6 protein-coding genes and 2 pseudogenes are annotated in these 7,357 nt (G+C 73.4%); 5 read left to right on the top strand and 3 right to left on the bottom strand.

The features are described from left to right. Positions 1-129: 129 nt before the first annotated feature. From C1J00_RS34540 to C1J00_RS34525, 4 genes and pseudogenes are all read left to right on the top strand, one after another. Positions 130-393: pseudogene (locus C1J00_RS34540) on the top strand (AraC family transcriptional regulator); the annotation flags it as partial. 50 nt (positions 394-443) lie between these two features. Further along, positions 444-824: a DoxX family protein gene (locus C1J00_RS34535; RefSeq protein ID WP_102912903.1), complete on the top strand. Its 381-nt coding sequence runs from the start codon at positions 444-446 to the stop codon at positions 822-824. After that, positions 821-1,288 (top strand): peroxiredoxin, encoded by a 468-nt coding sequence (locus tag C1J00_RS34530; RefSeq protein ID WP_102912902.1) that lies wholly within the window; start codon positions 821-823, stop codon positions 1,286-1,288. The genes C1J00_RS34535 and C1J00_RS34530 overlap by 4 nt, the downstream gene beginning before the upstream one ends. Positions 1,289-1,348: 60 nt before the next feature. After that, positions 1,349-3,691 (top strand): SpoIIE family protein phosphatase, encoded by a 2,343-nt coding sequence (locus C1J00_RS34525; RefSeq protein ID WP_102912901.1) that lies wholly within the window; start codon positions 1,349-1,351, stop codon positions 3,689-3,691. 2 nt (positions 3,692-3,693) lie between these two features. On the opposite strand, the gene C1J00_RS34520 is transcribed toward C1J00_RS34525, so the two are convergent. Both C1J00_RS34520 and C1J00_RS34515 read right to left on the bottom strand, forming a co-directional pair. Then, positions 3,694-4,308 carry a DNA polymerase ligase N-terminal domain-containing protein gene (locus C1J00_RS34520; protein WP_102912900.1) on the bottom strand — a complete coding sequence of 205 codons (615 nt, stop codon included), beginning with the start codon at positions 4,306-4,308 and terminating at the stop codon, positions 3,694-3,696. 40 nt (positions 4,309-4,348) lie between these two features. Further along, complete coding sequence (locus C1J00_RS34515) at positions 4,349-5,179, bottom strand: aldo/keto reductase (protein WP_102912899.1); 831 nt, start codon at positions 5,177-5,179, stop codon at positions 4,349-4,351. 237 nt (positions 5,180-5,416) lie between these two features. Between C1J00_RS34515 and C1J00_RS34510 the strand changes: the two genes are divergently transcribed. Further along, positions 5,417-6,391: a TauD/TfdA dioxygenase family protein gene (locus tag C1J00_RS34510; RefSeq protein ID WP_102912898.1), complete on the top strand. Its 975-nt coding sequence runs from the start codon at positions 5,417-5,419 to the stop codon at positions 6,389-6,391. Positions 6,392-6,404: 13 nt separating this feature from the next. Here the strand turns inward: C1J00_RS34510 and C1J00_RS34505 are convergent. After that, a pseudogene (locus tag C1J00_RS34505) lies at positions 6,405-7,357 on the bottom strand (metallophosphoesterase); the annotation flags it as partial.

Genomic DNA, 7,357 nt, shown 5'->3' with positions numbered 1-7,357 from the left:
ACCCCGGCCGGCACCCCCTGACCCCAGGGTCACCGTCCGGCCGGATCACGCGATCCGCCCGCTCGCCCGCCGCCGCCCTGGGCGGCGCCGGCTCGCGCAGGCCGCACAGCAGCAGCCGGCCCAGCGCGGGCCGGCGCCGGAGTCGTCGCCGTCACCACCGACGCCGGGACCTGGTTCGCGCCCGGCACCCGCGCCATCTGGGTTTCCGCCGGCACCGTGCACGCCCACCGCGCCTACGGCCGGCTCGACCTGCGCCTGGTCGGCCTGCCCGTCACGACCGTCTCGCACCGCTGCGGCTGGTCCTCCGCCAGCGCGTTCATCGACGTGTTCCGCCGCTCCTTCGGCTGCACGCCGGGCAGACATCACGGGCACTCGGCGGACCCGGTGAACTGACCCGACTACCGTCCGGTAATAATGCGCGGCAGGCTTTCAGAGGAGGAACCGTGCCCCGGTCCGATCGCTCGCCCCTGCTGCTCGCCGGCCTTCTGGCCACCGCGGGCGTCGCCCACTTCGCCACCCCACGCCCGTTCGACGCGACCATCCCGCGCGGCCTGCCCGGCACACCGAGGGCCTGGACCCACGCCAGCGGCGCCGCCGAGCTCGCGCTGGCCGCCGGCCTGGCACTGCCGCGCACCCGCAAGGCCGCCGCGCTGGCCACGGCCGCCTTCTTCGTCGGGGTGTTCCCCGCCAACGTCAAGATGGCCGCCGACTGGCGCCACCGTCCCGCCCCGCAGAAGGCCGCCGCCTTCGCCCGCCTGCCCCTGCAGGTGCCCCTGGTGCTCTGGGCCCGCGGCGTCGCCCGCACCGCGGAGGGCAGGTCGTGACCGCGCGCGTGGAGACCGGGGACAAGGTCGAGGACTTCGCCCTGCCCGACGAGACCGGCACCGTCCGCAGCCTGTCAGGGCTGCTCACCGAGGGCCCGGTCGTGCTCTTCTTCTACCCGGCCGCCCTGACACCCGGCTGCACCGCACAGGCCTGCCACTTCCGCGACCTCGCCACCGAGTTCGCAGCCGTCGGCGCCCGGCCCGTCGGCATCAGCGGCGACGACGTCGAGCGGCAGCAGGAGTTCGCCGGCCGGCACGGCCTCGGCATGCCGCTGCTGTCCGATGCCGACGGCGCGGTCCGCGAGCGGTTCGGGGTGAAGCGCGGCTTTTCCCTGGCGCCCACCAAGCGCACCACGTTCGTCATAGCGCAGGACCGCACCGTCCTCGACGTCGTACGCAGCGAACTACGCATGAACGCGCACGCCGACCGGGCGCTCGCCGCGCTGCGCGCCCACCGGGCCTGACACGTCACGAATGCCGCACCGCGGTTGATAGGAGGCGGCAAAGGGATAATCCTGGACGATATGGAGGACGCCTCCGCCGCTGCGATCATCGACGCCCGCGGCATTCTGACGGGGTGGAGCGAGGGAGCCCGGCGGCTGACCGGCTACCCGGCCGATGAGGCCCTGGGCCGTGCCGCACGGGACCTGCTCGCCGAGACCGTGCCGCCCGAGGCGGTGTCCGCGCGCTCCGGCACCGTCATGGTGCGCCACCGCGACGGCTACCTCGTCGGGCTCCGCGTCAGAGCCTGCGCCGTGACCGGCCCGGACGGGGAAGCGGGCGGCTATGTGATCACCGCCGCGTCGCCCGGCCCCGAGGAGACGTCCCTCGCGGGCCGCGCCTTCCAGCAGGCGTCCATGTCGATGTCCGTCTTCGACACCCGCCAGCACTACCTCCGGCTCAACGACGCCGCCTGCCACGTGATGGGCGTGTCCGAGGAGACGCTGCTCGGCCGGCCCTTCCCCGAGACCGTGGAGGAGGCGGAGCACAGCCTCGGCTTCAACTGGCACCTGCGGCACGTCGTCGAGACCGGCCGGGCGCTGCGGTACGAGAGCTACACCGGCGCGCCGGCCCTCAACAGGGAGCACGCCTGGGTCACCGAGATGTGGCCGGTGCGCGATGCCGCCGGCGAGCTCGTGGGGACCGCCCTGGCCGCCTTCGACAGCACCGAGCAGTACTGGGCCCGGCAGCGGCTGGCCCTGCTGAACGAGGCCGCCGCCGCGATCGGCACCACCCTGGACGTCGTCCGCACGGCCGAGGAGCTGATCGGGGTCGTGGTGCCCCGGTTCGCCGACTTCGCGAGCGTGGACCTTTTCGACTGGGTGCTCGGCGCGGACGAGGCCCCGACGGTGTCGGACGAGGAGATCACGCTGCGGCGGGTCGCCCACGGATCCGTCACCGAGGGCACTCCGGAGGCGGCCGTCCACCTGGGAGAGGTGGATGTCTACCCCTCGTTCTCGCCGATCGCCCGGGCCATGCGGGAGGGCCGGGCCATCATCAGCCAGGCGGGGGAGCCGGCGTTCATGCGCTGGGTCGCCGAGCGCAATTCCCGCGCCCCCGACGGCCGCCCGTACCGCAAGGGCGTCCATTCGATGATGGCCGTACCGCTGCGGGCCCGCGGCACCACGCTCGGTGTCGCCGTGGCCGTGCGGGTGGCGCAGCCCGACGACTACGCCGACGACGACGCGGTGTTCGCCGAGGAACTCGCCAGCCGCGCCGCGGTGTGCGTCGACAACGCCCGCCGCTTCGCCCGGGAACGCACCACCGCCCTCGCCCTCCAGCACAGCCTGCTGCCCAGAGGCCTGCCCGGCCAGGCCGCCGTCCAGGTCGCCCACCGCTATCTGCCCTCCGGCTCGGCGGCCGGCATCGGCGGCGACTGGTTCGACGTGATCCCGCTGTCCGGCAGCCGTGTCGCACTGGTCGTCGGGGATGTCGTGGGGCACGGCATCCCCTCCACGGCGACCATGGGCCGGCTGGTCACGGCCGTCCGCACGCTGGCCGACGTGGACCTCCCGCCGGACGAGCTCCTCACGCACCTCGACGACCTGGTCACCCACCTCGCCTCGGACGACGAGGGCGACGAGGTCGCCGAGCTGGGCGCGACCTGCCTCTACGCCGTCTACGACCCCGTCGCGCGCCGTCTGAACCTGGCCGCCGCCGGGCACCCCGCACCCGCCCTGGTGCTGCCCGACGGATCGGCCCGGCTGATCCCCATGAGCGCGGGGCCGCCGCTGGGTGTGGGCGGACTGCCGTTCGAGGCGACGGAGCTCCAGCTGCCCGAGGGGTCCGTCGTCGCCCTCTACACCGACGGGCTCATCGAGGACCGCGACCGCGACGTCGACCACGCCACCGACGAGCTGTGCCGGGCCCTGACGGTGCCCGCCGACTCGCTGGACGCGCTGTGCGACACCGTGCTGAAGGCCGTACTGCCGGAGGAGCCCAGTGACGACGTGGCCCTGCTGCTGGCCCGGACCCGGGCGCTGGGCGCCGACCAGGTCGCCACCTGGGACGTCACCCCCGACCCCGCGGAGGTGGCAGCCGCCCGGCAGGCCGCGACCGACCAGCTCACCGCGTGGGGCCTGGACGAGACGGCCTTCGTCACCGAACTCGTCGTCAGTGAACTGGTCACCAATGCCATCCGGTACGGCGCTCCGCCCATCCAGCTCCGCCTGATCCGGGACCAGACCCTCATCTGTGAGGTGTCGGACGGCAGTTCGACCTCCCCGCACCTGCGGCGGGCGCACCAGGACGACGAGGGTGGCCGCGGTCTGCTGCTGGTCGCCCAGCTCACCCAGCGCTGGGGCAGCCGGCAGACCACCCGGGGCAAGACGATCTGGTGCGAACAGTCACTCACACCGCTGTTCTGACCTCATTCCCCGGCCGTGTCGGACGCGACCTGGGCGAGCGTGCGGCCGGACTTGGCCGAGCGCGCGCGGCGGGGATCGGGAGCCCCGTGCGTACGGGCCGTGCCCCCGGCCCGCTTCACCAGCAGCCACGCCTCCTCGCCATCGCCGCCCTGGCCGCCGCGGAACCGGGTCAGGGCGTACTCGCCGTGCAGTTTCGAACCGCTCAGCCGGAACGTGGCGTGCCCGCGCTCCAGCGACTGGGCGAAGTCGACGGGCCGGCCCGCGTGGTCATGGCTCAGCGGCTCGTACGTGCCGTGGTCCCAGACGATCACCGTGCCGCCGCCGTATTCGCCGTGGGGGATCACGCCCTCGAACTCCTCGTACTCCAGCGGATGGTCCTCCGTGGGCACGGCCAGCCGCTTGTCCTTCGGGTCCGCCGAGGGGCCCTTCGGGACCGACCAGGACTTCAGTACGTCGCCCACCTGCAACCGGAAGTCGAAGTGCATCGTGCTCGCGTCATGGATCTGCACCACGAACCGGGGCTTGTCCCCGGCGGACGCGTCCCGTCCCCGGGGCTCCCCGGTCCGGTCGAAGTCGCGCTTGCCGCGGTAGTCCCGCAGCCGGTCCCGCTCAGCCACGTGCTGCTCCTTCCCGCCTCGACGGCCCCGGGTACCCGTTTCAGAACTCCTCGTGCACCTCGGGGTCACCGCCGATCCGCCGGTGCGCCCGGTCCGCGACGGCCCGCATCTCGTCCTCGCTCAGCTCGAAACCGAAGACGTCGAGGTTGGCGCGCTGCCGCTCCGGGTTGGCAGATTTCGGGATGGGCACCGCGCCCAGCTGCGTGTGCCACCGCAGCACGACCTGCCCGGCGCTCACCCCGTGCGCCCCGGCGATCCGCCGCACGGCCGGGTCCTGCAACAGGGACGTGCCCCGGCCCAGCGGGCTCCAGCTCTCGGTCACGATGTTCCTGCCCGCGTGGAAGGCGCGCAGCTCGTCCTGCGGCAGCAAGGGGTGCAGTTCGATCTGGTTGACCGAGGGCAGCACCCCGGTCTCCCGCTCCAGCCGCTCGATGTGCCCGGCCGTGAAGTTCGAGACGCCGATCGACCGCACGAGCCCCTCCTCGCGCAGCTTGATCATGGCCTTCCACGCGTCGACGAAGCGGTCCACCCGCGGCAGCGGCCAGTGGATCAGGTACAGGTCGACGTAGTCCAGGCCCAGGCGGGCCCGGGACTCCTCGAAGGAGGCGAGGGTCTCCTCGTAACCGTGGTGCCGGCCCGGGAGCTTCGTCGTCACGACGATCTCCTCGCGCGGCACCACGCCGGAGGCCACGCCGCGGCCGACCCCCGTCTCGTTGCGGTAGTTCGTCGCCGTGTCGATCAGGCGGTAGCCCGCCTCCAGGGCCGAGAGCACCGCCTGCTGTGCCTCGTCGTCGCCGAGCGGCCAGGTGCCCAGGCCCAGGGCGGGGAGCGTCGTACCGTCGTTGAGCGTGTGGGTCGGGATGCTGATCACCGTGGGACCTTCCCGTCGAGTGCGCGTACGGCTGTGTCGTCCCTCCAGCGTCACGGACAGGGCAGGCAATGATCAACCGGACACGTGGGAATCGGGGACGGCGGACGGCATCGGCGGCGCCGGAGCCCGACGCTGCCACGGAGGTACGACCTGCTCGTCCCGGCATGCTCGCCCTCGGCGGGGATCGCTGTCACGATCTTCGTGTCGGGAACCACGGCCACGACCAGCGGAGCGCTCATGACGACGGACAGCGGGACGACGGACGCGGCGGCGCGGGAGGCCGGGGTGGAGGTGCAGCCGGTCGCGGGGCACATCGGGGCCCAGATCAGCGGGGTCGATCTGGCGGCCGACCTCGACGATGCCGTGGTCGCCGTGATCAGGGCGGCGGTGCTGCGGTGGAAGGTGGTGTTCTTCCGAGAACAGCGGCTGGACCACGCCGGGCACGTGGCATTCGCGCGCCGGTTCGGGGAGACCGTGGTGCTGCCCCGGCGCGGCAAGGCCTCGCCCCCGGACTTCCCCGAGATCGAGACGACCGCCGACCGGCTGGAGCTGGGCGGACGGTTCGGAATGGAGCACGACGAGTGGCTGCGACGACGCCGCCACACCCTGCTGCGCGGCTGGCACTGCGACCACGGCGCCCGCGTGGACCCGCCCGCGGCGACGATCCTGCGCGCCGAGACAGTACCGCCCTACGGTGGCGACACCACCTGGTCCAACCTGGCGGCGGCGTACGCCGGACTCTCCGCGCCGCTCCGGCAGTTCGTCGACGGGCTGCGGGCCGAGCACCGGCTCGGCGTCGGCTACCAGCCCCGGCCCGGCGACGACGCGTACGTCCGGCACCTGCTGGACCGCCAGGTCGCCACGCTGCACCCCCTGGTGCGCGTCCACCCGGAGACGGGCGAGCGGATCCTGTACGTCAACGGCTACTACGTCGAGCAGATCGCCGGCCTCTCCCGGCCGGAGAGCGGCGCCGTCCTGGACATGCTGCTGGAGCAGGCGGTCCGGCCCGAGTACACGGTCCGCTTCCGCTGGGAGCCGGGCAGTGTGGCGTTCTGGGACAATCGCGCCACCATGCACCTCGCCCCCGGCGACACCGCCCACCTCGACCATCCCCGGATCATGCACCGCGTGATGCTCGCCGGGGACGTGCCCGTCGGGACGGACGGCACGGCATCGCAGCCGATCACGGGGACCGAGCCGGGCCGCTGGTGACCCGGCCCGACCGTCAGCGCAGCGGGATCGTCACCTCGTCCTCGACCGGCGGGGCGATCTCCTGGGCGAGGTTGCCGGTGGCCGCGTAGCAGCGCAGCCGGACCGACTCCGGGGAGACGTCCAGGCGCAGGAAGCACTTGAAGAACGGCGGGCTGTACGTCGCCGAGCCCGGCGAGAACAGCGACGTGTAGATCTTCCGCACGGGCAGCCGGAACCGTTTGGCCTTGTCGGGGCGGCGGCCGGTGCCGAGCAGCCCGGCGACCAGGCGGACCCGCCGGGTCACGCGGGTCGAGGTGCCCGGGGCCCGTGTGGGCTTGATGCCGAGACGCTCGGCGATCACTGCCGTCGCCTCGGCCTCGGTGAGTGTGAAGAAGCGGCGCATCCGCAGCCGGCGGCCGTAGAGCCGGCTGTAGAAGGCCAGGGAGTCGCCGCGCAGCGGGTAGCAGCGGAAGTCCTGCTCATGGACGCCCGCGACGTCGACGCGGGGGATCGTGTGGGTGGCGTGCATGAACGCGCCGCCCCCGCCCGCGACGACGTACTGGAGCGTGCGGCCGTCGTCCAGCCGGACCGGATAGCGCTGATAGTTGTGGATGTCGCCGCCGATCGCCGCCACGTAGTGGTGGTCCGGGTCGCGGACGATGGCGTCGACGGTCCCGCCGCCTTCGATGGCGCACGGCTCGCACCGGCCGTCCACGTACAGCGGCGAGCCGGTGACCAGGATCTTCGGGCGGGATCCCCGGGAGACCTCGCGCAGCCAGGCGCCCTGCTCGGCGTCGAGGGTGCCGAGCAGGCCCGTGTCGATGCCGATGATCCGCACCGGTCCGGCGTCGATCGCCCAGTACGGACCCGGCTGGACGGCCTGTTGGGCGGCGGCGGAGCGCTGCTCGCGTGCCTCGGCGAGGCGCCGGCCGTCGTCCGGGCGCGGCCGGTGCCACAGCAGCGACCGCAGCCAGGCCCGGGTGAGAG

The organism is Streptomyces cahuitamycinicus, assembly GCF_002891435.1.
Classification (GTDB): domain Bacteria; phylum Actinomycetota; class Actinomycetes; order Streptomycetales; family Streptomycetaceae; genus Streptomyces; species Streptomyces cahuitamycinicus.
The sequence above is the reverse complement of the archived record's forward strand: the minus strand, read 5'-3'. Positions and strand labels throughout refer to the sequence as shown.